This is a genomic window from Streptomyces cinnabarinus, from assembly GCF_027270315.1.
In the GTDB taxonomy this organism is placed as follows: Bacteria; Actinomycetota; Actinomycetes; order Streptomycetales; family Streptomycetaceae; genus Streptomyces; species Streptomyces cinnabarinus.
The window spans coordinates 7,424,152-7,449,567 of sequence record NZ_CP114413.1; the positions used below are offsets into that span (position 1 = coordinate 7,424,152).

Annotated in this window: 23 protein-coding genes, 1 tRNA gene and 1 pseudogene; 18 read left to right on the plus strand and 7 right to left on the minus strand. The window is 73.0% G+C overall.

Annotation, left to right across the window (positions count from 1 at the left end; genetic code table 11):
- Nucleotides 1–16: 16 nt before the first annotated feature.
- The 4 genes from sucC (at nucleotide 17) to STRCI_RS33520 (ending at nucleotide 3,904) form a co-directional block, all read left to right on the plus strand.
- Nucleotides 17–1,147, plus strand: a complete 1,131-nt coding sequence (sucC, locus tag STRCI_RS33505; RefSeq protein ID WP_269662709.1) for an ADP-forming succinate--CoA ligase subunit beta — start codon at nucleotides 17–19, stop codon at nucleotides 1,145–1,147.
- 14 nt (nucleotides 1,148–1,161) lie between these two features.
- A complete protein-coding gene (sucD, locus tag STRCI_RS33510) occupies nucleotides 1,162–2,046 on the plus strand; it encodes a succinate--CoA ligase subunit alpha (protein WP_269662710.1) in 885 nt (294 codons plus the stop codon).
- 49 nt (nucleotides 2,047–2,095) lie between these two features.
- Nucleotides 2,096–3,643: an aldehyde dehydrogenase family protein gene (locus tag STRCI_RS33515; RefSeq protein WP_269662711.1), complete on the plus strand. Its 1,548-nt coding sequence runs from the start codon at nucleotides 2,096–2,098 to the stop codon at nucleotides 3,641–3,643.
- A 176-nt stretch (nucleotides 3,644–3,819) separates the two neighbouring features.
- Nucleotides 3,820–3,904: transfer RNA gene (locus tag STRCI_RS33520), tRNA-Leu, on the plus strand.
- Between the two features lie 58 nt (nucleotides 3,905–3,962).
- On the opposite strand, the gene STRCI_RS33525 is transcribed toward STRCI_RS33520, so the two are convergent.
- From STRCI_RS33525 to STRCI_RS33540, 4 genes are all read right to left on the minus strand, one after another.
- Nucleotides 3,963–5,213, minus strand: a complete 1,251-nt coding sequence (locus STRCI_RS33525; RefSeq protein ID WP_269662712.1) for a glycosyltransferase family 39 protein — start codon at nucleotides 5,211–5,213, stop codon at nucleotides 3,963–3,965.
- Nucleotides 5,210–6,409, minus strand: a complete 1,200-nt coding sequence (locus tag STRCI_RS33530) for a bifunctional glycosyltransferase family 2/GtrA family protein (RefSeq protein WP_418953399.1) — start codon at nucleotides 6,407–6,409, stop codon at nucleotides 5,210–5,212. Before STRCI_RS33530 ends, STRCI_RS33525 begins: the two co-directional genes overlap by 4 nt.
- Nucleotides 6,410–6,484: 75 nt before the next feature.
- Complete coding sequence (locus STRCI_RS33535; RefSeq protein WP_269662713.1) at nucleotides 6,485–6,919, minus strand: hypothetical protein; 435 nt, start codon at nucleotides 6,917–6,919, stop codon at nucleotides 6,485–6,487.
- A gap of 10 nt (nucleotides 6,920–6,929) precedes the next feature.
- Nucleotides 6,930–7,436 (minus strand): SigE family RNA polymerase sigma factor, encoded by a 507-nt coding sequence (locus tag STRCI_RS33540; RefSeq protein WP_269662714.1) that lies wholly within the window; start codon nucleotides 7,434–7,436, stop codon nucleotides 6,930–6,932.
- Nucleotides 7,437–7,588: 152 nt separating this feature from the next.
- On the opposite strand from STRCI_RS33540, the gene STRCI_RS33545 reads away from it, so the two are divergent.
- Genes STRCI_RS33545 through STRCI_RS33560 form a run of 4 tightly spaced genes read left to right on the plus strand, consistent with a single transcriptional unit; the run spans nucleotide 7,589 to nucleotide 12,544 of the window.
- Nucleotides 7,589–8,125, plus strand: a complete 537-nt coding sequence (locus tag STRCI_RS33545; RefSeq protein WP_269662715.1) for a GNAT family N-acetyltransferase — start codon at nucleotides 7,589–7,591, stop codon at nucleotides 8,123–8,125.
- A gap of 7 nt (nucleotides 8,126–8,132) precedes the next feature.
- Nucleotides 8,133–9,620 carry an ABC transporter substrate-binding protein gene (locus STRCI_RS33550; RefSeq protein ID WP_269662716.1) on the plus strand — a complete coding sequence of 496 codons (1,488 nt, stop codon included), beginning with the start codon at nucleotides 8,133–8,135 and terminating at the stop codon, nucleotides 9,618–9,620.
- 3 nt (nucleotides 9,621–9,623) lie between these two features.
- A complete protein-coding gene (locus STRCI_RS33555) occupies nucleotides 9,624–11,351 on the plus strand; it encodes an ABC transporter permease subunit (protein WP_269662717.1) in 1,728 nt (575 codons plus the stop codon).
- Complete coding sequence (locus STRCI_RS33560) at nucleotides 11,348–12,544, plus strand: MDR family MFS transporter (protein ID WP_269662718.1); 1,197 nt, start codon at nucleotides 11,348–11,350, stop codon at nucleotides 12,542–12,544. Before STRCI_RS33555 ends, STRCI_RS33560 begins: the two co-directional genes overlap by 4 nt.
- Nucleotides 12,545–12,562: 18 nt before the next feature.
- On the opposite strand, the gene STRCI_RS33565 is transcribed toward STRCI_RS33560, so the two are convergent.
- The gene (locus STRCI_RS33565) at nucleotides 12,563–13,318 is read right to left on the minus strand and encodes a CDP-alcohol phosphatidyltransferase family protein (protein ID WP_269662719.1); all 756 of its coding nucleotides are present in this window, start codon (nucleotides 13,316–13,318) and stop codon (nucleotides 12,563–12,565) included.
- A 107-nt stretch (nucleotides 13,319–13,425) separates the two neighbouring features.
- Here STRCI_RS33565 and STRCI_RS33570 point away from each other — a divergent pair, with 107 nt between their 5' ends.
- From STRCI_RS33570 to STRCI_RS33590, 5 genes and pseudogenes are all read left to right on the plus strand, one after another.
- Nucleotides 13,426–14,406, plus strand: a complete 981-nt coding sequence (locus tag STRCI_RS33570; protein WP_269662720.1) for a zinc-dependent alcohol dehydrogenase — start codon at nucleotides 13,426–13,428, stop codon at nucleotides 14,404–14,406.
- 114 nt (nucleotides 14,407–14,520) lie between these two features.
- A complete protein-coding gene (locus tag STRCI_RS33575) occupies nucleotides 14,521–14,919 on the plus strand; it encodes a 6-pyruvoyl trahydropterin synthase family protein (protein WP_269662721.1) in 399 nt (132 codons plus the stop codon).
- Nucleotides 14,916–16,112 (plus strand): glycosyltransferase family 4 protein, encoded by a 1,197-nt coding sequence (locus STRCI_RS33580; protein ID WP_269662722.1) that lies wholly within the window; start codon nucleotides 14,916–14,918, stop codon nucleotides 16,110–16,112. Before STRCI_RS33575 ends, STRCI_RS33580 begins: the two co-directional genes overlap by 4 nt.
- Complete coding sequence (locus tag STRCI_RS33585) at nucleotides 16,109–17,233, plus strand: class I SAM-dependent methyltransferase (protein ID WP_269662723.1); 1,125 nt, start codon at nucleotides 16,109–16,111, stop codon at nucleotides 17,231–17,233. Before STRCI_RS33580 ends, STRCI_RS33585 begins: the two co-directional genes overlap by 4 nt.
- Nucleotides 17,230–18,339, plus strand: a pseudogene (locus STRCI_RS33590) (lysylphosphatidylglycerol synthase transmembrane domain-containing protein); the annotation flags it as partial. The gene STRCI_RS33585 and the pseudogene STRCI_RS33590, both read left to right, overlap by 4 nt.
- 65 nt (nucleotides 18,340–18,404) lie before the next feature.
- On the opposite strand, the gene STRCI_RS33595 reads toward STRCI_RS33590, so the two are convergent.
- Nucleotides 18,405–19,154, minus strand: coding sequence for a creatininase family protein (locus tag STRCI_RS33595; protein WP_418953400.1), 750 nt, complete (start codon nucleotides 19,152–19,154; stop codon nucleotides 18,405–18,407).
- A 38-nt stretch (nucleotides 19,155–19,192) separates the two neighbouring features.
- Between STRCI_RS33595 and ribA the strand changes: the two genes are divergently transcribed.
- From ribA to STRCI_RS33620, 5 genes are read left to right on the plus strand one after another with little or no spacing between them, the layout of a single operon-like run.
- The gene (ribA, locus tag STRCI_RS33600; protein WP_269662724.1) at nucleotides 19,193–19,852 is read left to right on the plus strand and encodes a GTP cyclohydrolase II; all 660 of its coding nucleotides are present in this window, start codon (nucleotides 19,193–19,195) and stop codon (nucleotides 19,850–19,852) included.
- Nucleotides 19,853–19,885: 33 nt separating this feature from the next.
- The gene (locus STRCI_RS33605; protein WP_269662725.1) at nucleotides 19,886–20,845 is read left to right on the plus strand and encodes an ornithine cyclodeaminase family protein; all 960 of its coding nucleotides are present in this window, start codon (nucleotides 19,886–19,888) and stop codon (nucleotides 20,843–20,845) included.
- Nucleotides 20,842–21,981 carry an NAD(P)/FAD-dependent oxidoreductase gene (locus STRCI_RS33610; protein WP_269662726.1) on the plus strand — a complete coding sequence of 380 codons (1,140 nt, stop codon included), beginning with the start codon at nucleotides 20,842–20,844 and terminating at the stop codon, nucleotides 21,979–21,981. The genes STRCI_RS33605 and STRCI_RS33610 overlap by 4 nt, the downstream gene beginning before the upstream one ends.
- Entirely contained in the window at nucleotides 21,978–23,030 is a 1,053-nt protein-coding gene (locus tag STRCI_RS33615) for a saccharopine dehydrogenase (RefSeq protein WP_269662727.1), read from the plus strand. The genes STRCI_RS33610 and STRCI_RS33615 overlap by 4 nt, the downstream gene beginning before the upstream one ends.
- Nucleotides 23,023–24,177 (plus strand): saccharopine dehydrogenase family protein, encoded by a 1,155-nt coding sequence (locus STRCI_RS33620; protein WP_269662728.1) that lies wholly within the window; start codon nucleotides 23,023–23,025, stop codon nucleotides 24,175–24,177. Before STRCI_RS33615 ends, STRCI_RS33620 begins: the two co-directional genes overlap by 8 nt.
- Here STRCI_RS33620 and STRCI_RS33625 read toward each other — a convergent pair.
- Nucleotides 24,167–25,396 carry a serine hydrolase domain-containing protein gene (locus tag STRCI_RS33625; protein ID WP_269662729.1) on the minus strand — a complete coding sequence of 410 codons (1,230 nt, stop codon included), beginning with the start codon at nucleotides 25,394–25,396 and terminating at the stop codon, nucleotides 24,167–24,169. The genes STRCI_RS33620 and STRCI_RS33625 overlap by 11 nt on opposite strands.
- Nucleotides 25,397–25,416: the final 20 nt, after the last annotated feature.

A 25,416-nucleotide genomic window follows, 5' to 3' on the forward strand; every position in this document is an offset into this window, starting at 1 on the left:
TGAGTCAGGAGCCGGAATGGACCTGTACGAGCACCAGGCAAGGGAACTCTTCGAGGAACACGGCATCTTGGTCCCGAGGGCCGAGGTCACGGACTCCGCCAAGGAGGCGCGCGAGATCGCTCGTCGGCTCGGCGGCCGGGTCGTCGTCAAGGCGCAGGTGAAGACGGGCGGACGTGGCAAGGCGGGCGGAGTGAAGCTCGCCGCCGACCCGGCCGCCGCCGAACTGACGGCCCGACAGATCATCGGCATGGACATCAAGGGCCACCGCGTCGGCAAGGTGATGCTGGCCCAACCCGTGGACATCGAGACGGAGTTCTACGTCTCCTACGTCCTCGACCGCGCGGCCGGGCGGTTCCTCGCCATCGCCTCCGCGGAAGGCGGCATGGAGATCGAGGAGGTCGCCGCGAGCAGGCCCGAGGCGGTGGCCCGGGTCCACATCGACCCGGCGGAAGGCGTCACCTCGGCGAAGGCGAGCGAGATCGCGGACGCGGCCGGACTTCCCCCGCAGACCGTCGACGTGCTGGTACGGCTGTGGGAGGTGCTGGTCCGGGAGGACGCCGTCCTCGTCGAGGTCAATCCCCTTGTGCGGACTGCGCAGGGGCAGATCCTCGCCCTCGACGGCAAGGTCACCCTCGACGGCAACGCCGGGTTCCGGCAGGCGCGTTGGGGCGCGGAGGCGGACGCGCACGACGACCCGCTGGAGGCGGCCGCCGCGGCCAAGGGCCTCAACTACGTCAAGCTCGACGGCGAGGTCGGCATCATCGGCAACGGCGCCGGCCTGGTCATGTCGACGCTCGACGTGGTCGCCGGCTGCGGTGCCCGCCCCGCCAACTTCCTCGACATCGGCGGCGGCGCCTCCGCCCGGATCATGGCCGACGGGCTGTCCGTCATCCTCTCCGACCCGGCCGTGAAGTCCGTCTTCGTCAATGTCTTCGGCGGGATCACCGCCTGTGACGCGGTCGCCGACGGCATCGTGCAGGCCCTGGACACCGTCCGGCTGACCAAACCGCTCGTCGTCCGCCTCGACGGCAACAACGCGGCGCGCGGCCGCGCCATCCTCGACGCGCACGCCCACCCGCTGGTCCAGCAGGCCACCACCATGGACGGCGCCGCCCGGCAGGCCGCCCAACTCGCCACCTCAGCCTAAGGAGACGGGACACCATGGCGATCTACCTGACCAAGGAGAGCAAGGTCCTCGTCCAGGGCATGACCGGCGGCGAGGGCATGAAGCACACCCGGCGCATGCTCGCCGCGGGCACCAACGTCGTCGGCGGCGTCAACCCCCGCAAGGCGGGCCGCACCGTCGACTTCGACGACCGCGCCGTCCCGGTCTTCGGCTCGGTCGCCGAGGGCATCGCGGAGACCGGCGCGGACGTCAGCGTCCTCTTCGTACCGCCCGCCTTCGCCAAGGCGGCCGTCACCGAGGCCGCCGACGCCGGGATCGGCCTCGCGGTCGTCATCACCGAGGGCATCCCCGTGCACGACTCCGTCGCCTTCACCACCTACGCGCAGGACAAGGGCACCCGTGTCATCGGCCCCAACTGCCCCGGCCTGATCACCCCGGGCCAGTCCAACGCGGGCATCATCCCGGCCGACATCACCAAGCCCGGCCGCATCGGCCTGGTCTCCAAGTCGGGCACGCTCACCTATCAACTCATGTACGAACTGCGCGACATCGGCTTCTCCACCTGTGTCGGCATCGGCGGCGACCCGGTCATCGGGACCACCCACATCGACTGCCTCGCCGCCTTCCAGGACGACCCCGACACCGAACTCATCGTCCTCATCGGGGAGATCGGCGGCGACGCCGAGGAACGCGCGGCCGCGTACATCCGCGACCACGTCACCAAGCCCGTCGTCGGCTACATCGCCGGATTCACCGCTCCCGAGGGCAAGACCATGGGCCACGCGGGCGCCATCGTCTCCGGCTCCTCCGGTACGGCGGCGGCGAAGCAGGAAGCCCTGGAAGCGGCCGGGGTACGGGTGGGGAGCACCCCGACCGAGACCGCGAAGCTCGTCCTCGCCCGGCTCGAAGAGCAGCCGTAAAGCACCAGCGCCCGCCGCCCCCGACTGTGCACCGAGAGCGGAGCAACCCATGGCAACCACAACCACCCTCACCCTGAAATGCGGCACCTCCTGGTCCGACGCCTGGCAGCGCTGTCTCACCGTCGCCCCGGAGGCCTTCCGGGACGACCGCGTCCTCAACCTGTGGAACGGCAGCTGGCAGGCGGACGGCCGGGCCCTGCCCGCCACCAGCCCCGTCGACGGCAGCCCCATAGCGGGCCCGCCCCGCCTGGACCGGGCCACCGCCCACCGGGCCGTACGCGCCTCGCTCGACCAGCACCGCGCCTGGCGCCACCTCCCGCTGGAGGAGCGCCGCGCCCGCGTCGCGGCCACCCTCGACGCCCTCACCCAGCACCGCGAACTCCTCGCGCTGCTGCTGGTCTGGGAGATCGGCAAGCCCTGGCGGCTCGCCCAGGCCGACGTCGACCGGGCCATCGACGGAGTGCGCTGGTACGTCGACGGCATCGAGCCGATGCTCGCCGGACGGGCCCCGCTCGACGGACCGGTTTCCAACATCGCGAGCTGGAACTACCCGATGAGCGTGCTCGTTCACGCAGTACTGGTACAGGCATTGGCAGGAAACGCGGTCATCGCCAAGACCCCGACCGACGGCGGCGTCGCCTGCCTCACCCTGGCCTCGGCGCTCGCCGCCCGTGAGGGGATACCCGTCACCCTCGTCAGCGGCAGCGGGGGCGAGCTGTCCCAGGCGCTGGTGCGGGCGCCCGAGATCGGCTGCGTCTCCTTCGTCGGGGGCCGCGACACCGGCGCCGCAGTGGCGACGGCCGTCGCCGACCTCGGCAAACGACATGTACTCGAACAGGAGGGACTCAACACCTGGGGTATCTGGAACTACACGGACTGGGACGCGCTCACCGCGGTCGTGCCCAAGCTCTTCGACTACGGCAAACAGCGCTGCACGGCGTACCCGCGCTTCGTCGTCCAACGCTCGCTGTTCGACGAGTTCCTCGCGGCGTACCTCCCGGCGGTGCGCACGCTCAGGGTCGGTCACCCGCTGGCCGTCGAGCACCCCGAGGACCCCTGCCCGGCACTGGACTTCGGACCGGTGATCAACGCGGCCAAGGCCAAGGAGCTGCACGACCAGGTCGCCGAGGCCGTCGACCGGGGCGCGGTGCCGCTGCACCGCGGCAGCCTGTCCGACGCGCGCTTCCTGCCCGGCCAGGACACCTCGGCCTACGTCCACCCCGTCACGCTCCTGGGCCCGCCGCCGTCCTCACCGCTGCACCACGCGGAGCCGTTCGGGCCGGTCGACACCATCGTCCTGGTCGACACCGAGGCCGAGCTGCTGGCCGCCATGAACGCCTCGAACGGCGCGCTGGTGGCCACCCTCTCCACGGACGACCGGTCCGCCTTCGACCGGCTCGCCCCGCAGATCCGCGCCTTCAAGGTCGGCCACGGCAAGCCACGCTCCCGCGGCGACCGGGACGAGCTGTTCGGCGGATTCGGCGCGTCCTGGCGCGGGGCGTTCGTCGGCGGCGAGCTGCTGGTGCGGGCGGTGACGCGTGGACCGGCGGGGGAGAGGCTGCCGGGGAACTTCCCGGAGTACCACCTCATGCCGTAAGAAGCCGCAGGTCACAGCCAAGGGTGACCCGCCGGTCACCCTTGGTGAAGTCCGTCCCCGATGGCTCCAGTCACCCCTCCCACCCGACAGATATGCAGGTGAAGGGCGCTCCGAAAGCTTGGTATTGTTGTCCATGTCGCCGCGGGGAACACCCCCGGCCAGGCGGCAGACACCTGGTCCGGGTGGCGGAATGGCAGACGCGCTAGCTTGAGGTGCTAGTGCCCTTTATCGGGCGTGGGGGTTCAAGTCCCCCCTCGGACACTAGCTGAGACCCCTGATCATTGAGGGGTCTTTCGCGTTTCCGGCGCCACCCCGCCCCCTACGGGACCCCCAGCTCGAAGATCACATACCCCGCGTAGGAACCCGAGGCCACGGCCGCGATGCCGAGGGGCCAGCACATCGCGAGCGGGCTCAGGCGGCGCAGGGCGAAGGCGAGCGGGAGATAGAGGGGGAACGCGGGCAGCAGATAGCGCGAGACGTTGGCGAAGATCTGCTGGCTGCCGAGGATCAGGGCCATGGTCAGGACCGTGTAGACGACCAGTACGGCCGGTGGGCGTTGGCGGACGAGCAGGCCGAGCATGGTGAAGCCGAGCAGGACCGTGCCCACGCCGACGACGTCCGCGAACGGGTAGGCGAAGAGATAGTCGAAGTGGCCGACCGGGACCGAGGTGAGGATGTCCAGGGTCTGCGCGCCGTAGTCGAAGGTGTGCGCCCAGGCGCCGTCCTGGAGCTTGAAGTAGCCGCCGTAGTCGCCCATTTCGTGTCCGACCCAGGCCAGATAGCCGATCAGGCCGAGCGGGGCGACGGCCAGGGCGAGCATGGGCCGTAGGACACCCTCCTGCTGTCGGTGGTGGCGCAGGGCGAGCAGTACGGCGACGGCCAGGGCCACGATCAGGGCGCCCGCGGTGGGGCGGTTGAGGCCGGCGAGGAAGGTGAGGAGACCGGCGGTGAGCCAGGAGCGGCTCAGCATGGCGTGGCAGGCCCAGGCGGCGAGGGCGACGTAGAGGGAGTCCGAGTAGACCGACCACTCCACGCCCGAGCCCGGCCACACCGCCCACAGTCCGGCCGCGGCCAGACCGGCCCGGCGGCCGCCGAGGTGTTCGGCGACCGTGTAGATCCCGAGGGCCGCGGCGAACGACGCGAGGACGGAGACGAGCAGGCCGGCGCCGTACGAGCCCAGGCCGGTGGTCTCCGAGACCAGGCGCATCAGGGCCGGGTACAGCGGGAAGAAGGCGGCCGAGTTGCCCTCGATGGTGATCATTCCGGTGGCGCCGGGGACCGGGACGAGCGCGGGGTCGTAGCCGTGTTCCGCGATCTGGCGGTACCACCAGCCGTCCCAGGTGGCGAGGACGTCCCAGGGGTGGGCGCCGCCGCCGAAGCGGGGGTGCTTCTCGCGGAAGTCGCCGGCCGAGTGCAGCAGCCAGAGGAAGACGGTGAAGCCGATCAGCTTCAGGGCACCGTAGAGGGCGAGGACGGGTCCGTAGCGCTCGGCGGCCTGGTGCAGCCGGGGGCGTTCGGGGGGCGGTTCCTCGGAGAGGCGGGCGTTCCAGGTGCTGACGGTGGCGCTCATCGGGCGGCTCCCGTGCGGAACACCCAGGCGCGCAGCAGCAGGAACCGCAGCAGGGTCGCGGTGAGGTTGGCGGCGACGAGCACGGCGAGTTCGGTGCGCGGTGCGGCGTCGGGCGCCATGAGGTGCAGCGCGGCCAGCGCTCCGGCGGTGAGCGTCAGTCCCAGGGCGAAGACCAGCAGACCACGGGCCTGATGGCGCAGCGCCCCGTCCCGGCCGCGCACCCCGAAGGCGAACCGGCGGTTCGCGGCCGTGTTCGCGACGGCGCACACCAGCAGCGCCAGCGCGTTGGCCGCCTGCGCTCCGATCGCCGGGCGCAGGGCGGCGTACAGCAGGAGGTGGGCGACGGTGCTGACGGCGCCGACCAGGCCGAACCGCAGAAGCTGGGGGAGCAGCCGTTGGCGGGCGGCGTCGGACGGCAGGGTGCCGCGGGCCAGGGCCGTACCGATGCGGGCGATGCCGCGCAGGTCGGCGAGGACGGTGGCCCGGATGTCGACCCGGCTGTCCGGGTCGTCCACCCAGTCGACCGGCACCTCGTGGATGCGCAGCCCGGCCCGCTCGGCGATCACGAGCAGTTCGGTGTCGAAGAACCACTCCTCGTCCCGCACCAGCGGCACCAGCCGCTCCGCGACCTCGCGCCGCACCGCCTTGAACCCGCACTGCGCGTCGGAGAACCCGACGGCCAGCGTGGAGCGGAGCAGGGTGTTGTAGCCGCGGGAGAGGAACTCCCGCCGGGGCCCGCGGACCACCCGCGACCCGGGCGCCAGCCGGGTCCCGATGGCGAGGTCGGAATGCCCGGAAATCAGGGGCGCCACCAGCGGCAGCAGCGCGGCCAGTTCGGTCGACAGATCGACATCGACGTACGCCAGAACCGGCGCCGACGACTGCGACCAGGCCGCCCGCAGGGCCCGGCCCCGTCCCTTCTCCTCCAGCCGCAGCCACCGTGTCTCCGGCAGCTCATGGGCGAGGCGGGCGGCGATCCGGGGTGTGGCGTCCGTGCTGGCGTTGTCGGCGACGGTGATGCGGAAGGGGTACGGGAAGCCGGTGCGCAGGTGGGCGTGGAGCGTTCGCACACTGCGTTCCAGGTCCGCCTCCTCGTTGAAGACGGGGACGACGAGGTCCAGAACGGGTTCGCGGGAGTCGAGGGCTATCGGTCGCCGTGTCTCGACGTCCTCCCGTCGCGTCCATGGTTGTGTCACTGTTCGTCCTTGTCTGTGCTCTGCCGTGAAGCGTGCTGGGGCAGCCCTCGGCGGGTGGTGAGGAGGCGCGGGGGTTCAGGGGGTGATCGAGGTCTCCGGCGGGGGCAGCGACTCCGACTCCGACTGGGTGACCGGGGGTGACGTCGACACGGGGGCGTCGGTGTAGGTGTCGGTGGGCGTCGCCGTGGACGTGTCGACGGACGTCGGCGGCTCCGAGGTCGGCAAGGGGCCGGACACGGAGGTCGTCGGGCTCGTGGTCGGCGCGGGCGCGGGAGAGCTGGGCTCCACCTGTTGGGTGCCGTCGGGCCGCAGCGCCAGCGCGAGGGCCAGCACGCCCACCGCGAGCACCGATCCGGCGGCGGTACGGGCGGCGCGCAACCGGCGCCGGATCCGTACCGCTTCGTGGAGCCGGGCCCGGTGCCGGGGCTCGAAGGGGGCGTACTCCTGGGAGGAGCGCATCAGATGGGCGAGCTGCTCTTCGAAGTGGTCCTTCGTCTCGAAGTGGTCCATGGTTTCCTCCTCACCCCACCGGCTCGATGACGTCGGACAGCAGTTGCCGCAGGCGGGCGACCCCGCGTGAGGCGTGCGAGCGGGCGGTGCCCACCGGGCAGCCCAGTACTTCGGCGACCTGCCGGTCGGGCAGGTCCTGGTAGTAGCGGAGTACGACGGCCGCGCGCTGCCTGGGCGTCAGCTGCGCGAGCGCGTTCTCCAGCCGTGAGCGCTCGGCGACGGCGGTGGACATGTCGCCGGGGACGGCCAGTTCGGGCACCTGCTCGACCGGGCGCTCACCCCACCACCGGCGCCGTGCCGACTTCGCGGCGGCGCGTGCCATGACCCGACGGACGTAGGCCTCGGGCGCCTCCTCGCCGACCTTCGCCCACACGGACCACAGCTTGACCAGGGACTCCTGCACCAGATCCTCGGCCCGGTGCCGGTCCCCTCCGGTGAGCAGCCGGGCGAGATGGAGCAGCCCGGACCACCGGGCCGCCACAAAGGCGTCGAACTCACCGTCCCGAGCCCGTTGCATCCACGTCCCCCGCCTGTCGCCGGTCACCTACACCTGTGAGAAGGCCCTGACGCCCCTGTGACGCTGCACTCGATGCGAGTGATGTGGGCCACACCTCCCGCGCGGGCAGGGCGGGTGATCATGCCACCGGCTCTATTGCATATGATGTGCAAGTGCATGACTACGACATCAGGGCGGCCGGGCCGGAGAACGTCGGAGGTGTTCGGGCCGTGATGCTGGACACCGTCTACCGGGACTTCGGCAGCGGGTATGTGCCGCGATGGCACGAGGACATCGTGGATCCGGTGGGGGCCTACGTGGTACCTGCGCGGCATGCCCTGCTCGTTGCCGTGGCGGCAGGGAGCGGAGAGATCGTCGCCACCGGGGCGCTGGACGCGCGCGGGCCGCAGGCGCCGCCCAATCCGGCGCACGTCGCCGAGCGGTATCCCTCCGGCGCGACCGCCCAGTTGCGGCGGATCTATGTGCGGCCCGACCACCGGCGGCGCGGGCTCGCGCGGCGGCTGGTGCGGGAGTTGACGGAGTTCGCCGTGGCGGACGGGGGGTATCGGGCCGTCTATTTGCACACCGACCCCGCTGTCGAGGGGGCCGAGGCGTTCTGGCGGTCCCTGGGGAAGGTCGTGCACGACGAGCGGGAGGACCCCGGCGGCGGGCAGGGGATTGTTCACTTCGAGATACCGATGGGGCGGTAGCCACACCGTGCGCCGAGTTCGTCTTTCTGCTGCCGCGCTGCTGTCCGCTTCCTTGCTCACCGGGTGCTTCGCCGCCTCCGGTGACGCCACGGGCGACGCCTCCGGGGGCTCCCGGCTACGGGTCGCGCTCGCGTTCCCGCCCGCCGAGAACCTGTCGCCCTACGGCGCCGATGCCACCATCCTCAGCCGCCTCGGCGTCACCGAAGGGCTGACCTCGCTCGACGCCAACGGGGCCGCGGCCCCGGCGCTCGCCGTGTCCTGGCGGCGGGAGGGGGAGCGCAGTTGGGTGTTCCGTCTGCGGGAGGCCACCTTCCAGGACGCCTCCGCCGTCACGCCCGCCGCCGTGGCCGCCTCGCTGACCCGGGCCACCGAGGCCAGGCCCGCCCCCGCCGCCCTGGCCGGAGTCGGGCTCACCGCGAAGGCCGCGGGGGAGGGCGACGTACGGATCACCACCGAGGATCCCGACCCTGTGCTGCCGCTACGGCTGTCCAGCCCCTCGCTGGCCGTGCTCTCCGCAAGGGCCTACGACGCCGAGGCCCGCGTCGATCTGGTCGGCACCGCCACCGGGCCGTTCGAGCTGACCAAGGTCATGGGCAGCACCGCGGTCACGCTCGACCGGTACGACGACTACTGGGGCGGCCGGGCCCAGGCGCCCGGCATCGACGTGAAGTTCATCCCCGACGGCACCGCCCGCACCAACGCCCTGCGCACCGGGCAGGTCGACCTCGCCGAGGCGGTCCCCGTCGCCCACGCCGCCTCCCTCGACAAGGACGTCCTGGAGGCCACCGAGACCACCCGGACCACCAGCCTGCTGCTCAACTCCGAGTCCGGGCCGTTCAAGGACGCCGGGCTGCGGGCCGCCGTACGGGAGGCCGCCGACACCTCCGTGCTCGCCGAGGACGTGTACGAGGGGTACGCCGACGCCGGAACCGGGATCTACGGGCCCGCCGTCACCTGGGCCGAGGGCAAGCGGACCCGGCCCGTCGGGCGGACCGCGGCCGATGACCCGGACGGCACCCGGATCACCCTCGCCACCTACGACAACCGGCCCGAACTCCCCGAGGTCGCCCAGGCGCTCGAACAGCAGCTGGAGAAAGCCGGGTTCGACGTCACCCTCCAGGTACGCGAGTACTCACGCCTGGAGAGCGACGCGCTCGACGGCGAGTTCGACGCCTTCGTGCTGGCGCGCAACACCCTTGTCGACACGGGCGATCCCGTCTCCGTGCTCGCCAGTGACTACACGTGTGACGGCGGCTACAACCTCGCCCAGCTCTGCGACCGGGACGTCGACCGGGCCGTGGCGAAGGCCGAGGACGCCGGCGACACCGCCGCGCGGCAGGACGCGGCGATGGCCGCCGAGGCCCGGATCCTCGGCACCGACGCCGTGATCCCCCTGGTCCACCAGCGGATCGTCACCGGCGTCGCCGCCCCGGTGCGCGGCGCCCTCCTCGACCCGTACGAGCGCGCCCTCGTCGGCACCGGCACCCGGCGCTGACCGGTGGGCCGGCGCACGTCCTCGATCCTGTGGCGGGCCGGTATCGCGGTGGCCCTCATCACCGCCATCGGCCTGCTTCCCTGGGTCTCGCACACCGACCCCGCCCGCACCGTGCTCAAGGCCCGCTCAGCGGACCGCGACCCCACGCCGGAGGCGCTCGCGGACATCAGAGGCCGACTCGGTCTCGACGCGGGCCCGTTCCACCTGCTCGGCGACTGGCTGGGCGGGCTGTTCCGCGGCGACCTCGGCACCTCCTGGCTCAGCGGCGGAGAGGTCGGGCCCGAGGTGCTCCGGGCCCTCGGCGTCTCCCTGCTGCTGATGGGCGTCGCCCTGGTCGTCGCCGCCGTCACCGCCGCGCTGATCTGCGCCCGCACCCTCCGCCCTGGTGCCCGCGGCCGACGCGCCGGGGGCACCGGTTCCGCCGTGCTCGCCGCACTGCCCGAGTTCCTCACCGCCACCGTGCTCGCCACCGTCGTCGGCGTCCAGCTCGGCTGGCTTCCCGCCCTCGGCTGGTACGGACCCCGCTGGACCGTCCTGCCCGCGCTCGCCCTCGGCCTGCCCGCGGGCGCGGTCCTCGGGCGGCTCCTCGACGACCTGCTGCCCGGCGCCTTCGCCGAACCCTGGGCGCGGGCCGCGGCCGCCCGCGGACTGCCCCGCCGTACGATCGCCCGCCAGGCGCTGCGCCGCAGCCTGCCCGGACTGCTGCCCAACACCGGCCTGTTCGTGGTCGGACTGACCGGCGGTGCGGTCGCGGTCGAGCAGATCTTCGACATCCCCGGCCTCGGCCGCACGACCCTCCAGGCGGCCCTCGCCCAGGACCTGCCCGTTCTCCAGGCGGGCACCCTCCTGCTCGTCCTGCTCGCCGCGGCGGCCGCCGGACTCGCCCACCTCGGCACCCACCTGCTCACCGGACCCGCCCTCCGCGACGGCGTCCTGCCCACCCCGCACGGCCCCACCACCCCCGCCCGAAGCCCCCAACCTCTCCTCCACGCCGGGCTCCTGCTCGGCGTCATCGCCCTCGGCCTGCCCCGTGACCCCTTCGCCGTCGACACCGGCGCCCGGCTCCGACCACCCTCCCGCTCCCACCCGTTCGGCACCGACGCCCTCGGCCGCGACCTGCTCGCCCGGGTCGCCCACGGCGCTCTCGACACCCTGCTCCTCGCCGTCACGGTCGGGGCGGTCGCCCTGGTCGCCGGCGTGCTGCTCGGACTCGCGCCCCGGTTCTCGGGGCCGCTCGTGGACACCGTCACCGCGCTTCCGCCGGTCCTGGTCGCCCTGCTCGTCACGGCGGTGGCCGGCAGCGGTGCCGCCACCCCGGCACTGGCCGTCGCGGCCGTGGCCTGGGCGCCGCTCGCCGCGCACACCTCCGCGCTGCTGCGCCAGGAACGCGCCGCCCTCCATGTGACCGCCACCCGCGCGCTGGGTGCGGGACCCGGCTACCTGCTGCGGCACGAACTCCTGCCCGCGATCCTGCCGCCCGTCACCCGTCACGCCCTGCTGCGCCTGCCCGGCATCGCCCTGTCCCTGGCCTCGCTCGCCTTCCTCGGCCTCGGCGCCCAGCCGCCGTCCCCCGAATGGGGCCTGCTGCTCGCCGAGAACCAGCCCTACGCCGAACGCGCCCCCTGGGCCGTCCTCGCCCCCGCCGCCCTCCTGGCCCTGCTCGGCGCGCTGGCGGTCACGGCGGCGGGAGGAGTACGGCTGCCCAAGCGGCGCGTCCGGGCCGGCTCATGACCACCGCACCCGCAAGGGTCCGCCTCCCCCCGCTCGTCCGCCTGCTCCTCCTCACCCAGCTCGCCTTCAACCTCGGCTTCTTCGCCGTCCTGCCCTTCCTCTCCCAGCACCTCGGACAGGACATCGGCATGGCGGGCTGGCTGGTCGGGTTCGTGCTCGGACTGCGGACCTTCAGCCAGCAGGGGCTGTTCGTGGTGGGCGGCGCGCTCGCCGACCGGTACGGCATCCGTCCCGTCGTCCTCGCGGGCTGCGCGCTGCGGATCGCCGGGTTCGCCTGGCTGGCGTTCGCCGAGCGGACCTGGACCGTCATCGGCGCCGTCCTCCTCATCGGGTTCGCCGCCGCGCTGTTCTCGCCCGCCGTGGAGTCCGAGGTCGCCCGGCAGGCCGTCGTCCATGAGCGGGCGGGCGGTTCACGGACCCGGGTGCTCGCGCTGCTCACGGTGGCCGGGCAGGCCGGGGCGTTCGTCGGGCCGCTGCTCGGCGCGCTGCTGCTCTCGGTCGACTACCGCGCGGTGTGCCTGGGCGGCGCCGGGATCTTCGTGCTCGTCCTCGCCGGACACGCCTGGCTGCTGCCGCAGCACATCCCCGGGCGCCCACGTGTCCGGGTCCGGGGCGGCATCGGCCCGTTGCTGCGCAACCGGCGCTTCCTCGCCCTGTGCTGCGCGTACGGCGCATATCTGCTCGCCTACAACCAGCTCTACCTGGCGCTGCCCGCCGAAGTGGAGCGGGTGGCCGGTTCGCAGGCGCCGCTGGCCTGGCTCTTCGCGCTGTCGTCGCTGTTGGTGGTGACCGCCCAATTGCCCGTCACCCGCTGGGTGGGCGAGCGGCTCGCCCCGCGCCGGTCCATGGGCGCCGGGCTGCTGCTCATTGCGGGCGGGTTCGCCCTGGTGGCCGCGTGGCGCACCGCGGGTCTGCTGCCGGCGGCCGGATTCGTCGTCCTGCTCACGCTCGGCCAGATGCTCGTGGCGCCGGCCGCGCGGGCCTGGGTGCCGGACCTCGCCGACGAGGGGCGGCTCGGTCTGTACACCGGCGCGCTGTCCTCCGGGTCCGGGCTGATCGTGCTGGTCGGCAGTGCGGCGAGCGGCGCCCTGCTGAACAGCGGGCTCCCGGGGGCCGTACCGTGGCTGGCCCTGGCCGCCGTACCCCTGGCGGCGCTGATGCTGCTGCCGCGTCGGACGGAGAAGCGGGCCTGAAGCTGCCCTGCCCCCGCGTCAGACCGCGACCAATTCCTCCGTCTCCACGACCTCCTGCTGAACCCGCGACGTCCGCCGCAGCCACAGCACATCCCGTCCGAAGGACCACACCAGCGTGGTCAGTGCGGTCGCGACGACCCCGAACTCCGCGAGGTGCGGCAGCAGACCCGAGGCCGCGAGCAGCAGGAACACGCCCTGGAGCGCGGCCACGGTCTTGCGGGCCGTGCTCGGCGGCAGGGGCGCGTTCAGCCACGGCCAGACGCGGGCCGCGGCGACGAAGCCGTAGCGCATGCCGCCGATCAGCAGGACCCAGGGGCCGTGCGCCATGGAGACGTAGACGCTGAGCACCAGGATCAGGAACGCGTCGACCTCCATGTCGAAGCGGGCGCCGAGCGCGGTCGAGGTGCCGGTGCGGCGGGCGACCTTGCCGTCGACGCCGTCGAGGATCAGGGCCACGGCCGTCAGACCGACCAGCAGCGTCAGCGGCGGCGGGCTCTGGAAGGAGTCAGCGACCAGCGCGGTGACTCCGCCGACCAGGATGGAACGGCCCAGGGTCACCCGGTTGGCGGGGCCGAAGGAACGCAGCCGTGAGCGGTGCAGGGCGCGGGAGAGCACCGCCCAGGTGGCGACGGCGAAGGCCAGTCCGGTGAGCCAGCCCGCGGGCCCCATGCCGATCGCCGTGCCGAGCAGCGCCAGCACCAGGATCTGGACGCCCGCTCCGAGGGCGGTCTCCTGCTGGACCAGCCTCGCGTCGTAAGTGTTGTTCAGGGCCACCGAACATCCTCCGGCCGTGTGACAGAGTCGATCAACGCCGCGTACTGTGCGCGGCCTGTGCACACCTCGGTACGTGAACCACTTCCCGTTCGTTCAGGAGGATGCGGATGAAGCCACCCGCTCGCGCGTTCTGGCTCAGCAGTCCGGGTGAAGGAGAGATCAGGGAGGTTTCGCTGCCGGCCCCCTCGGAGGGCGAGGTGCTGGTCCGCGCCCTGTACTCCGGTGTCAGCCGCGGCACCGAGACCCTCGTCTTCCGCGGCGGAGTCCCCGAGAGCCAGCACGCGGCGATGCGGGCGCCCTTCCAGGAGGGCGACTTCCCGGCACCCGTGAAGTACGGCTACCTGAGCGTCGGAGTCGTCGAGGAGGGCCCCGCCGACCTCGTCGGCGACACCGTCTTCTGCCTCTACCCGCACCAGACGCGCTACGTCGTCCCGGTCAGCGCGGTCACCCGGGTACCCGCGAACGTGCCCGCCGAACGGGCCGTCCTCGCCGGCACCGTGGAGACCGCCGTCAACGCCCTCTGGGACGCGGCGCCCCTGGTCGGCGACCGGATCGCGGTGGTCGGCGGCGGCATGGTCGGCTGCTCGGTGGCCGCGCTGCTGGCCCGCTTCCCGGGCGTACGGCTGCAACTGGTCGACGCCGATCCGGCGCGCGCGAAGACCGCGGAGGCGCTCGGTGCCGACTTCGCGCTGCCGCGGGACGCGCTGGGCGACTGCGACCTCGTCGTGCACGCCAGCGCGACCGAGCAGGGCCTCGCCCGCTCCCTCGAACTGCTGCGCGCCGAAGGCACGGTCGTCGAACTGAGCTGGTACGGCGACCGGCAGGTGAGCGTGCCGCTCGGCGAGGCGTTCCATTCGCGGCGGCTCACCCTCCGTAGCAGCCAGGTCGGCACCGTCTCCCCGCGCCGCGCCTCCCGCAGTTACGCCGACCGGCTGGCCCTCGCCCTGGAACTGCTCGCGGACCCGGCGCTCGACGCCCTGGTCACCGGGGAATGTGAGTTCGAGGAGTTGCCGGAGGTGCTGCCGAGGCTCACCTCGGGCGAGATTCCGGCCATGTGTCATCGCGTGCGGTACGGGACGAGCGCCTGACCTGAGAAAAGAGTGAGAGTCGGCTGAACAACGGGAAGCGAAGAGCCGTACTACTCCACATCCTCGGCAACGATCAGCCGGGGATCAGACGCGCCGCACCTGGAGGGTCGTCCGTTGTTCAGCATCACCGTCCGCGATCACATCATGATCGCCCACAGCTTCCGCGGCGAGGTCTTCGGGCCCGCGCAGCGACTGCACGGAGCGACGTTCCTCGTGGACGCCACCTTCCGGCGCGAGCAGCTGGACGAGGACAACATCGTCGTCGACATCGGCCTGGCCACGCAGGAACTGGGCGCCGTCGTCGCCGAGTTGAACTACCGCAATCTCGACAACGAACCGGATTTCGCCGGGATCAACACCTCCACCGAGTTCCTGGCCAAGGTCATCGCCGACCGGCTCGCCGAGCGGGTGCACAAGGGGGCGCTGGGCGAGGGCGCCCGGGGACTCGCCGGAATGACCGTCACGCTGCACGAATCGCATGTCGCCTGGGCGAGTTACGAGCGTGCCCTGTGACCGACCTGACGACCGAGCGGGCCGGTCTCGACCGGGCCCGGCTGACCTATGTGCCGGTGCAGCACTCCGCCCTGAAGAACGCGGAGATCGTGCCGATGTCCCTGCGCTCCGTGCACTTCGTCCTGCCGGGCGGCGTCGACGACCCGGCGATGCCCAGCGGCGGCAACGCCTATGACCGGCGGGTCAGTCTGGACCTGCCCGGCTTCGGCTGGCAGGTCCACAAGCACGCGGTGACGGGGGAGTGGCCCCGGCCCGGCGCCGCGGCCCGGGACGAACTGGGCCGCACACTCGCGGAGTTGCCCGACGGCACGGTGGTGCTGATGGACGGTCTCGTCGCGTGCGGGGTGCCCGAGATCGTCGTACCCGAGGCGGAGCGGCTGCGGATCGCGGTGCTGGTGCATCTGCCGCTCGGCGACGAGACGGGGCTCTCGGCCGAGGTCGCCGCGGAGCTGGACGCGCGGGAGCGCGCGGTGCTGCGGGCGGTGCCCGCCGTGATCGCGACCTCCGACTGGGCGGTGCGCAGACTCGTCTCCCACCACGGCCTCGCCCCCGAACGGGTCCATGTCGCCACCCCCGGCGCCGACATCGCGCCCCTCGCCTCCGGCACCGATGGCGTCTCCCGGCTGCTGTGCGTCGCCGCGGTGACCCCGCGCAAGGGGCAGCACCGGCTGATCGAGGCGCTGGCGGCGGTCACCGACCTGCCGTGGAGCTGCGTCTGCGTGGGCGGCCTCGGCCAGGACCCCGAGTACGTGGCCGGACTGCGGACCCTGATCAGCGGGTACGGCCTCCAGGACCGGCTGGTGCTGGCGGGACCGCGGGCCGGCGCCGAACTCGACGCCAGCTATGCCGCCGCCGACCTGATGGTCCTCACCTCCTACGCCGAGACGTACGGCATGGCGGTGACCGAGGCGCTGGCACGCGGCATTCCGGTGCTGGCGACGGACGTCGGCGGCGTCCCCGAGGCGGTCGGCCGCGCCCCCGACGGCGGGGTGCCCGGCATCCTCGTCCCGCCGGAGGACCCGGCCGCGCTCGCCGCGGAGCTGCGCGGCTGGTTCGGCGAGGCGGATGTACGACGCCGCTTGAAGGCGGCCGCGCGGGGGCGGCGGGCCGCCCTCGACGGCTGGGCGACCACGGCTCGCAGCCTGGCCGGAGTTCTGGGCCGACTGCCGAACGAACCCAGGAGGGCGGCATGAGGAAGACGGCGGCGACGGACGACACGGGGTGGATTCCGGGCCAGCCGGGCCCGAGGGAGCCGAGGGCCATGGGTGACTCGGTGATCCCGGGCGCGGGTCCTACGGCCGCGGCGGCCGGCCCGGACCAGGACCTCGTCCCCACGGCCATGCCGGGCGCGGGCCCGACGCCCGCCGTGGCCGGCCCCGACGAGGACCCCGTCCCCACGGCTCACCGGGGTGCGGGCCCCACACCCCGCCCCGGTGAGCGTCCCACGGTGAAGCTGCGCGAGGCCGGTCCCGAGGAGCCGCCGCGGTACGCGCCCGAGTGGCTGGAGCTGCGCGAGGCGCCCGACGGGGCCGCGCGGGCGCACGAGTTGATCGACCCGCTGCGGATCCGGCTCGCCAATCTGCCGGGACGGTCCTCCGACGGTCTGGTCATCCACGACCTGGGCTGCGGCACCGGCTCGATGGGCCGCTGGCTCGCGCCCCGGCTGGACGGTCCCCAGCACTGGATCCTGCACGACCGGGACCCCTACCTCCTGCACTTCGCCGCGGTGGCCTCCCCGCGCGCCGCCGCCGACGGCAGCAGGGTCACCGTCGAGACGCGGCGCGGTGACGTCGCCCGGCTCACCCCGGACGCGCTGGCCGGTGCCTCACTGGTGACGGCCTCCGCGCTGCTGGACGTGCTGACCCAGGAGGAGATCGAGGCCCTCGCCGACGCCTGCACCGGAGCCGGCTGCCCCGCGTTGCTGACGCTGTCCGTCGTCGGCAAGGTGGAACTCACCCCGTCCGATCCCCTGGACGCGGAGCTCGCCGAGGCGTTCAACGCCCACCAGCGGCGCACCGAACTGCTCGGCCCGGACGCGATCACGGTCGCCTGCGAGGCGTTCTCCGCACGCGGCGCCACGGTCCGCGTCCACCCCAGCCCCTGGCAGCTCGGCCCCGCCGACTCCGCCCTCACCGCGCAATGGCTGCGCGGCTGGGTCGGCGCGGCGGTCGAGCAGTGCCCCGAACTGCGCGAACCGGCCGAGCGCTACCTCCGCGAACGCCTGGCGGCGTGCGAGGCGGGCGAACTCCGCGTGGTGGTCCACCACAGCGACCTCCTCGCCCTCACCCGCCCGATGGACGGGGCGGAGTCATGAGCGCGGAGACGGCGGGGGCGTCCCCCGCAAGGGCCCGCGGCCACTTGCGCGCCTCGGCGGCGTGGGTGACCGGGCGACGGCGGGGTGGCCGGGGGCGTGCCCCGGTGTCGCCCAAGCCCTCGCACCCTCGCGTACATCTGCGCACCTCGGTCGCGCGGTCCGCCCAGCGGCCGACCGCGCTCTCGGTGCCTACGGCTGCCCAGGTTCCGGCAGCCCTCACCGTCTCCGCCGCTCCCCAGCCCCCCACCGTCCCCCCAACCCCCCGCCGTGGCAACCTCCGTACCCATCTCGGCACCCTCGCCGGTGTCGCGATTCTCGCCGTCCTGTTCTGGCGGCTCGGTACCGGAGTCTTCCTCGACGGGCTCAGCAGAATCGATGCCCCGGCCGTGCTCGCCGCCGTCGGGATCGGTGTCGTCACGACCGTGTTCAGCGCGTGGCGCTGGCAGTTGGTGGCCCGGGGGCTGCGGATCCGGCTGCCGCTCGGGGCGGCCGTGGGCGACTACTACCGGGCACTGTTCCTGAACGCCGCCCTTCCCGGCGGCGTCCTCGGCGATGTGCACCGGGCGGTACGGCACGGGCGCAGCGCCGGTGACCTGGGCCGGGGCGTGCGCTCCGTGGTGCTCGAACGGGCCGCGGGACAGCTCGCGCTGGCCCTCGTCGGCGCCGTCGTCCTGCTGACCATGCCGTCCCCCGTGCGCGCCGAGGCCCGCCACTTCGCGCCGCTCGCGGCACTGGCCGCCCTCGGCGCGCTCGCGGTGGTCGTGGCCCTGCGGATGAGCCGCCCGCCGTCCCGCCGCGGACGCGTCCTGCGCGCCTCCCTCGACGAGGCCCGCGAGGGACTGCTGTCCCGCCGCAACTGGCCCGGCGTCGCGGTGTCCTCGGTCGTCGTGCTCGCCGGACACCTCGCCACGTTCGTCCTCGCGGCCCGGGTCGCGGGCAGCGACGCCTCCGTCGCCGTACTCCTGCCGCTGGCCGTGCTGGCGCTGCTGGCGATGAGCCTGCCGCTGAACGTGGGCGGCTGGGGGCCCCGGGAGGGCGTCACCGCCTGGGCGTTCGGCGCCGCCGGGCTCGGCGCGGGCAGCGGACTCGCCGTCGCCGTCGTCTACGGCGTGCTGTGCCTCGCGGCGAGCCTGCCCGGTGCGCTGGTGCTGGTCGGACGGCGCTGGGCGCCCTACTCTGCGCCCAGCACCGAGAAATACGCGGCGAAGGAATCCGACAGGCTCGACAGCAGTTCCTTCCCCTTTTCCGCCGAACCCAGGGAAGGACGGCCGATGACACCCGAATCGGTATAGGCGGACATACCGAGGGAGAGCAGATGACGCCGGTCGTCCGCGACGAAATCGGAGGTCTCGTATCCGGGCCGCAGCATTTCCGGATGCGTATGCAGAAGGATGGAGGTCTCTATTTCCCCCGCATGCATGTCGGTCAGCAGCGACGTGGTCACCCCGGCCCGCTCCCGCGCCTCTTCCCAGTCCTCCGCGGCCGGGAACAGCGCCATCCGCTCACCCCGCGCGGAGGACTCCTGAACGACATTGCCCAGTACGTAGTTTCCGCCGTGGCCGTTGACCACCACCAGGGCCTCCACACCCGAGCGGCGGAGCGAATCCGCTATGTCCCGTATCACCGCGTGAAGGGTCACCGAGGAGATGCTGACGGTCCCGGGCCAGGCCGCGTGCTCGTGCGAGCAGGAGATCGTCACTGGCGGAAGGAGGTGCACCGGGTACGCCTCGGCGATCGCCCCGGCGACCGCACAGGCGACCAGCGTGTCCGTGGCCAGCGGCAGGAAGGGCCCGTGCTGTTCGAAGCTGCCGACGGGAAGGACGGCGACCTGCCGTGAGACGCCCGCCCCGCGCGTCCGTACGTCCTCCGTGGTGTCCGCCGGCACCAGCCCGGATGCCGACCGCGTTCCCGAACCACTCATCTTTTCACGGCCTTTCGTCTCTGCTTAGGAACCAGATCATGACAGAAAAAGTTGGCGTACTCGGAAAGAAGTCTCCCAAGCGCACCGGCGTGGAACGCATTGTGAATGCCCCATTGCCCACGGTGTACGGAGAATTCCGCGCGGTCGGCTACATGGACCACGATCGCGGCGACGAGCAAGTGGCCCTGGTCCACGGCGACATCGGCACCGAGAACGTCCTGACCCGGCTGCATTCGGAGTGCCTGACCGGAGACGCCTTCGGCTCCCAGCACTGCGAGTGCGGCGACCAGCTGGCCTCCGCGCTGCGCGCGGTCGCCGCCGAAGGCCGCGGTGTCGTCGTCTACTTGCGCGGCCACGAGGGCCGCGGCATCGGACTGCTCGCCAAGCTGCGGGCGATGGCCCTCCAGGCGGAGGGCCTGGACACGGTGGAGGCGAACCTCGCCCTCGGCCTGCCCGTCGACGCCCGCGACTACGGCGCCGCCGCCGGCATCCTGGCCGACCTCGGCGTGCGGTCGGTCCGGCTGATGTCGAACAACCCGCGCAAGCGTGAGGCGTTGCTGGAGCACGGCATCACGGTCGCCGAGCAGGTCCCGCTGCTCATCCCGCCGTGCGAGAGCAACATCACCTATCTGCGCACCAAGCGCGAGCGCCTCGACCACCATCTGCCCCATCTGGACGCCGTGGCCCACTGGTCCTGATTCCGGCGGGGGCCGCCCGGATAGGAAGAGGGAATGACCGACGACGTCCTCTTCCTCTCCGGCGACCAGGTGACCCGGCTGCTCTCCTGGGACGCGGCCATCGCCTCGCAGCGCGCCGCTTTCGTCGCGCTCGGTTCCTCGGCCGCCGATCTGCCCGGGAAGATCATGCACCCGAGCCGCTTCGACGACAGCGTGATGTTCGCGTACCTCTCCCGGCTGTCCGCGGACACCGGACCGGTCGCGAAGATCGGCAGCGTCAACCCGGGCAACGCGGCCGCCGGGCTGCCCACCGTGCACGCCGTGGTCACCGCGCTCGACCCGGTGACCGGCCGCCTCGTCGCGGTGCTGGACGGCACCGCGCTGACCACCCTGCGCACGGCGGCGGGCAGCGCCGTCGCGGTCGACGCGCTGGCCGGCCCCGACAGCGCCGACCTCGCCGTCCTCGGCTCCGGCACCCAGGCCCTCGCCCACGTCCGCGCCCTCGCCCGGGTGAGGGACCTGAAGTCGGCACGGCTGTGGAGCCCGACCGAGCGCAACCGGACCCGCGCCGCCGAGACCCTGACGGCCGAACTGGGCATCGCCGTCGACCCGGTGAGCACCCCCGAGGAGGCCGTGCGAGACGCCTCGCTCGTCGCCGCCTGCACCCTCAGCACCACCCCGGTGGTCCACGGCGCGTGGCTGGCGCCGGGCTGCACGGTGGTCAGCGTCGGCTCCTTCGAACCGACCCGCCACGAGGTGGACGCCGAGGTCGTGCGGCGGTCGGCGGCCGTGGTGGTGGACGACCCGGAGAACGCCGCCCACCATGCCGGGCCCCTCGTGGCCGCCCGGCTGGCACCGGACGATCTGATCCCCCTCGGCGGCGTGCTCACCGGCGCCCGCACCGCCCGCACCGGGCCCGAGGACATCGTCTACTACAACAGCGTCGGCCTCGGCATCCAGGACGCCGCCGCGGCCTGGGCCGTGATCGACGCGGCGCGGGAGCCGGGCCGGTGAGGGCGGAGGTCGTGGTCGTGGGCGGCGGGGTGATGGGGGCGAGCATCGCCTGTCATCTGGCCCGCGCGGGGGTGCGGGACGTCGTTCTCGTCGAGCGGGACGAGCTCGCGGCCGGTTCCACCTCCAAGGCGGCCGGAGGGGTGCGGGCGCAGTTCTCCGACGAGCTGAACATCCGGCTCGGCGCCCGCAGCCTGGCGGCGTTCGACCGGTTCGAGGCGGACACCGGGCAGGACATCGGCCTGCACAAGGTCGGCTATCTGTTCCTGCTCTCCACCCCCGAGGAGGTCGCCTCCTTCGAGGCAGGAGTACGGCTCCAGAACTCCCTCGGTGTGCCGAGCCGGATGCTCGGCCCGGCCGAGGCGCGCGAGCTCTCCCCGCTGATCGTCACCGACGGACTGCTGGCCGCCGCCTACTCTCCCGACGACGGGCACTGCACCCCCGAGTCCGTCGTCCAGGGCTACGCGGCCACCGCCCGCCGCCACGGCGCGACCGTCCTCAGGCACACCGAGGTCACCGGCATCGACCTGCGCGGCGACACCATCACCGGAGTGCGGACGACCAAGGGCCCGATCGCCACCGGCACCGTGATCTGCGCGGCAGGTGCCTGGTCCCGGGCCGTCGGGGCGATGGCCGGTGCGGAGCTGCCGGTGGAGCCGCTGCGCCGCCAGATCGCGGTCACCGAACCGGTCGAGGGACTGCCGCCCGGCCTGCCCATGACCATCGACTTCACCACCAGCCTCTACTTCCACACCGAAGGTCCTGGCCTCCTCCTCGGCATGTCCGACCCCGACGAGCGCCCCGGCTTCGACACCAGCACCCACGACCGGTGGATCCCCCGGCTGTACCAGGCCATGGAGCGCCGCGCCCCCGCCCTGCTCGACCTGCGCCGCACCGGCGGCTGGGCGGGCCTGTACGAGCTCACCCCGGACCACAACGCCCTGATCGGCGAGGCGACTTCCGTCTCCCGCTTCCTGTACGCGACCGGCTTCTCCGGCCACGGCTTCCTCCAGGGCCCGGCCGTCGGCGAGGTCGTCCGTGACCTGTACCTCGGCCACGTACCCTTCGTGGACGTCAGCCCCTTGAGCGCCGACCGGTTCGCGGCCGACGCCCTGCGCCCGGAGGCCAACCGCGTATGACCGAACTCCATCTGTGGCTGCGACACGAGGTCCGCGCCACGGAACGCCGCACTCCCGTCGTCCCCGCCGACGCCCGGCGCCTCGTCGAGAACGGGGTGACGATGACCGTCGAGCAGTCGCCGCAGCGGATCTTCCCCGTCGAGGAGTACGAGAAGGCCGGCTGCCGGGTCGCCGAGGCGGGCTCGTGGGTGTCGGCGCCGGGTGACGCCGTCGTCGTAGGACTGAAGGAACTGCCCGACGGACCCGCCGAGTTGATTCACCGGCATGTCTTCTTCGGGCACGCGTACAAGGGGCAGCCTGGTGCCGGCGCGCTGCTCGGGCGGTTCGCGGCCGGGGGCGGGGCGCTGTACGACGTCGAGTATCTGGTGGACGAGGACGGGCGGCGGCTCGCCGCCTTCGGGTTCTGGGCCGGGTATCTCGGGGCCGCTCTCGCGGTGCTCCAGCACCGGGGGCGGCTCGACGCGCCGCTCGTGCCGACCGTCAAGGAGGAGCTGGACGCGCTGCTGCGGGGGGACGGGGAGTTCACCGCGCTGGTGATCGGCGCCCTGGGCAGGAGCGGTCGGGGTGCCGGTGAGGCGTTCCGGGTGGCCGGGGTCGAGCCGACCCGCTGGGATCTGGCGGAGACCCGCGAGTTGGACCGTTCCGCCCTGCTCGCGCACGACGTGATGGTCAACGCCGTGCTCGCCACCACCCCCATCCCGCCCTTCCTCCGGGACGAGGACCTCGACGATCCCGCCCGCAGACTGCGCACCCTGTGCGATGTCACCTGCGATGTCGGCTCGCCGCTGAACGTCCTGCCGGTCTACGACCGCACCACCGACTGGACCGCCCCGGCCCGTCGGCTGCGCGAGCAGCCGCCCCTGGATCTCATCGCCATCGACAACCTGCCGTCCCTGCTGCCGAGGGAGTCGAGCACCGACTTCTCGGCGGCCCTGATGCCACAGTTGCTCGGCTTCGGGAGCGGCGGGGCCTGGACGCGCTGTCTGGCCCGGTTCGAGCGGGCCCGTGGTGAAGTCGGTATCGAGGAAGGGGAGTTCCGCCGTGACTGACCTCGTTCCCGCGAGCGGCACCGTCCACTGGGTCGGCGCCGGGCTGTCCACCGGCAGCGGTCTGGCCCGGCTGTGCGAGACGGCCGGACGGGTCCGGCTGTGGCACCGCACCGAGGAGCGCGCCGCGGCGGCCCTGGCCGAGCGGGGCCTGACCGGACGCGCCGAGCCCCGCGCGTACACAGTCCCCGCGCTGACCGCCGAACTCGCCCCCGGCGATGTCGTCGTGTCGATGCTGCCCGCGCCCGAGCACGCCGGACTGCTGGCCGCCTGTGTGGCCCGGCGGGCCCACTTCGCCTGCTCCAGCTATGTGTCGGACGCCGTACTGGAACAGGTGCCCGCGGCGGCCGGGGCCGGTCTGGTCGTCCTCACGGAGGCGGGCCTCGACCCGGGCATCGACCACCTCTTCGCCCACTCCCTCGTCGCCCGCGCCCGCGAGGCCATCGGCGACGCCACGGCGGCCTCGTACCGGCTGACCTCGTACTGCGGCGGAGTCCCGGCCGAGCCGAACGACTTCCGGTATCGCTTCAGCTGGGCACCCGGCGGGGTGCTGGGCGCCCTGCGCTCACCCGCGCGCTACATCGAGGACGGGGTCGAGACCACGGCGGTCCGTCCCTGGGAGGCGACCCGGCGGCACACGGTGGAGGGCGAGGCGTTCGAGGTCTACCCCAACCGGGACAGCCTCCCCTTCGTCGCGCAGTACGAGCTGCCGCCGGAGTGGAAGCCCCGCACCTTCGTCCGCGGCACGCTGCGGCTGGAGGGCTGGCTGCGCGCCTGGGACTCGGTCTTCGAGGAGCTGAAGGGCGGCGACGACGACCGGATCGCCGCGCTGGCCCGGGAGTTGGCGGCGCGGTATCCCACGACGGACGCCGACCGGGACCGGGTGGTGCTGGCCGTCTCCCTCGATGTGCAGGGCACCGACGGGCAGACCTGGACGGGCGGCTGTCTGCTCGATCTGGTCGGCGACGAGGAGGAGAGCGCGATGGCCCGTTGTGTCTCCCGGCCGCTCGCCCTCGGTGTCACCCACATCCTGGACGGCTCACTGCCGCCGGGCCTGAGCCGTGCCGCGGAGACGGCGGCACGGTCGGCCCGGTGGCTGCGTGAACTGGCCCTGGACGGCCTGGAGTTCACGCTGCGGGTCAGTCGGTGACGGCTTCGTGCACCAGCCGCTTGAGGTCCGGGAACATGGTGTGTGAGGCCTTCGGCCGGACCTGCGTCATGAACTGGACCGTCAGATCGCGGACCGGGTCGATCCAGAAGGTCGTGGTCGCCGCGCCGCTCCAGCCGTAGGTGCCGAGGCTCGCGGGAGCCCTGGTGCGGGCCGGGTCGACGACCATGGAGACACCGAGGCCGAAGCCCATGCCGTCGTTGCCGGGTTCGTCATGGGCCGGGTGGCTGCCGAAGGAACGCAGGTCGGCGCCGCCCGGGAGGTGGTTGGAGGTCATCAGGTCGACCGTCTCCGGGGCGAGCAGCCGGGTGCCGTCGAGTTCGCCGCGGCGGCGCAGCAGCTCCATGAACCGGTGGATGTCGTGCGCCGAGGCCGCCATGCCGCCGCTGCCGGACAGGAACCGGGGACGGCCGTGCAGGGGCAGCCCGGGGATCGGGGTTATCCCGCCGCTCTCGGTCGCGCCGTACAACTCGGCGAGCCGGTCCGCCTGTTCGTCCGTGACGCAGAATCCGGCGTCGGTCATGCCGAGCGGGCCGAAGACGCGCTCGGCCATGAACTCGTCGAGCGGCTGCCCCGAGACGACCTCGATGACCCGGCCGAGGACATTGCTGGCGACCGAGTAGTTCCACTGCGTCCCCGGGTCGAACTGGAGCGGCAGGCTCGCGTACACGTCGACGGTCTCGGCCAGGTTCGAGCCGGGCAGCACCGCGGAGTCCAGGTGGGCGTCGCGATACAGGGCGTCGACCGGGTGGCAGTGGTAGAACGCGAAGGTCAGGCCCGCCGTGTGGGTCATCAGATGCCGGATCAGCAGCGGTCCCGCGGCCGGCCGGGTGCGGACGTCGGCGCCGGAGCCCGAGACGTGCACCCGCGGTGCGGCGAAGGCCGGGAGGTGGCGGCCCACCGGGTCATCGAGCCCGAGCCTGCCCTCCTCCACCAGCAGCAGCGCGGCGACGGAGGTGACCGGCTTGGTCATGGAGTAGATCCGCCAGAGCGTGTCGGCCGCCACCGGCCGTGCGGCGGCCACGTCCCGCAGACCGTGCGTGGTCAGATGGGCGACACGTCCGCCACGGGAGACGGCGACCAGGAAGCCGGGCAGGCGCCCCTCGTCGACGTAGTGGGCGAAGTACTGGTCGAGGCGGTCCAGCGCCTTGGGGTCCAGGCCGACCTCGCCCGGTTCGACCTGTTGTCGCAGCAGTGCCATCGCTCTCCTCACGAACGCGG